Origin of the sequence: Bergeriella denitrificans NBRC 102155 (assembly GCF_001592185.1) — a bacterium.
GTDB lineage: Bacteria > Pseudomonadota > Gammaproteobacteria > Burkholderiales > Neisseriaceae > Neisseria > Neisseria denitrificans.
The window spans coordinates 1-2,380 of record NZ_BCWL01000268.1; the positions used below are offsets into that span (position 1 = coordinate 1).

Consider the following 2,380-nt stretch of genomic DNA (forward strand, 5'->3'; position numbering starts at 1 on the left):
CAAGCCGTTTTTCAGACGGCATTGCCTGTGGTATATATCCAATCTGAAGTGTTTCAATCATTGAAAAAAGCCGTCTGAAAATGCTGGGGCGGAATACCCTGCGGTTTTCAGACGGCTTTTTTGTATTAACCGGCGCGGATTAAACGACTTCGGCGCTTTCAATCACCACCGGCTCGGTCGGTACGTCATCGTGGTAGCCGTGGCGTTTGGTGGCGACGCCTTCGATGGCATCGACGACATCAAAGCCGTCCACCACTTTGCCGAATACCGCGTAGCCCCATTCCTGCACCACGTTGCGGCCGTACATTTCTTTGGCGCGGTGGTTCAGGAACACGTTGTCGGCGGTGTTGATGAAGAATTGTGCGCTGGCGGAGTGCGGGTCGGAAGTGCGCGCCATGGCGATGGTGTATTTGCTGTTGGGCAGGCCGTTGCCCGCTTCGTTTTGAATCGGATCGCGGGTGTCTTTTTCGCTCATGTCGGCCGTCATGCCGCCGCCCTGAATCATAAAGCCTTTGATGACGCGGTGGAAAATCACGCCGTTGTAGAAGCCGTCTTTAACGTATTGCTCGAAGTTGGCGGCGGTAACGGGGGCTTTGTCGAAATCCAGCTCGATTTTGATGTCGCCTTTATTGGTGTGCAGAATAATCATGGTCATCCTTTGTGTGGGTAATCTTTGGGAATATGGTGTTACGGTAGATAAAATTCAAGGCCGTCTGAAAATCATTTTTCAGACGGCCTTGGGGCGGATGCGTTTACATCAATACAAAATAAGCCCAGAGCGACACCAGGATAATACACAGGATATTCAGCAGAATGCCGACGTTCATCATTTCTTTCTGCTTGATGAGGCCGGTGCCGAATACGATGGCATTAGGCGGTGTGGCAACCGGCAGCATAAAGGCACAAGATGCGCCGATGCCGATCACGAATACCAATACTTCTTCCGGCAAGCCCATCTGCGCGGCGATGGTGGCGAAAATCGGCACAAGCAGCGCGGCGGATGCGGTGTTACTGGTGAACTCGGTCAGGAAGATGATAAAGGCGGCGACCACAAAAATCACCAGCAGCGGGTGCGCGGCGGCAAACGTGGTGGCAACCTGCTGACCCAGCGCCAGCGATGCGCCGGAAGATTGCAGCAGCGCGCTCAGGCTGATACCGCCGCCGAAGAGCATCAATACGCCCCAGTCGGTACTGCGTGCCACTTCTTTCCATTGCGCCACGCCGAACAGCACCACGGCAATCGCAGCCGTCAGCGCAATCACGGTATCGGGGTTGGCGATGCCGAAGGCTTCTTTAATTTTGGAGCTGAGAATCCACGAAGCGGCTGCAGCCAGGAAAATCAGCAGGGCAATCACGCGGTGCAGCGTCCACGGGATATGCTCTTCTTTCACTTCCACGCGCTCGTTCAGGTTCGGCTTCAAGACGATATACATCGACAGCAGCATCAGCGGCAGAATCAGCAGCATCATGGGCAGGCCGAGCTTCATCCAGCCGACGAAGTCGAGATTCAGCGCTTTGGCGGCAATCATGTTCGGCGGCGAGCCGACAACTGTGCCCAAACCGCCGATGCTGGCGCAGTAGGCGATACCGAGCAAAACGAATACATAGGTTTTGCGCTCTTTTTCCTTATCCAGATGCGACATCATACCCATCGCCAGCGGCAGCATCATCGCGGCGGTGGCGGTGTTGCTGATCCACATCGACAAGAAAGCAGTGACGGCAAACATCATCAACACGGCGGTTTTCATGCTGCCGCCGGAGAGCCGCAGCAGCGTGACCGCGATTTTACGGTCGAGACGCTGCATATGCAGAGCGGCCGCCAGCGCGAAGCCGCCGAAGAAGATGTAAATCGTCGGGTCGGCAAAACCGGCCATCGCCTTTTTGATGTTCATATCGGTAAAACCGAGTGTGGCCGCCAATACGGGAATCATCAGCGCGGTAATGGTGATGTGTACGGCCTCGGTAAACCACAAAATCGCCACGAAAATCAGCAGCGCGATGCCTTTGTTGGCCTCGGCCTCATACGGCAGGATATGGTAGATGCCGTAGCAGACCACGGCGGCAATCAGGGTAATCAGCAGGCCTTTGAAGTCGGTCACCGGCGTCAGACCGCTGAAGGTTTCAGAGGTTTCCGGGTGCTGGGTTTTGTCTTTAGCGTGCAAATCCATCGAGCAATCCTTTGTGAATGGGGAAGTGGGGAGCGGCAGGCAGCCGCCCGCTGCCGCAAGGACAACGGCTGCGTACCTGAGTATAGGTGTAATTTCAGGTAGTGTAAACAGATTGTAAACAATATTATGAATACTGTAATGTTTTCATTAAGAAAATAATGACGGCAATCAGAATTTTTGATTTTTTAGGCATTCTTCGATACCGCATCAGT

General features: G+C 54.1%; 2 protein-coding genes. Both read right to left on the bottom strand.

Annotated features, from left to right (window positions below; all coding sequences use genetic code 11):
• Positions 1 to 139: 139 nt before the first annotated feature.
• A complete protein-coding gene (locus tag BDE01S_RS10065; protein WP_066081091.1) occupies positions 140 to 649 on the bottom strand; it encodes a peptidylprolyl isomerase in 510 nt (169 codons plus the stop codon).
• Positions 650 to 752: 103 nt separating this feature from the next.
• Positions 753 to 2,168 carry an SLC13 family permease gene (locus BDE01S_RS10070; protein ID WP_066081093.1) on the bottom strand — a complete coding sequence of 472 codons (1,416 nt, stop codon included), beginning with the start codon at positions 2,166 to 2,168 and terminating at the stop codon, positions 753 to 755.
• Positions 2,169 to 2,380: the final 212 nt, after the last annotated feature.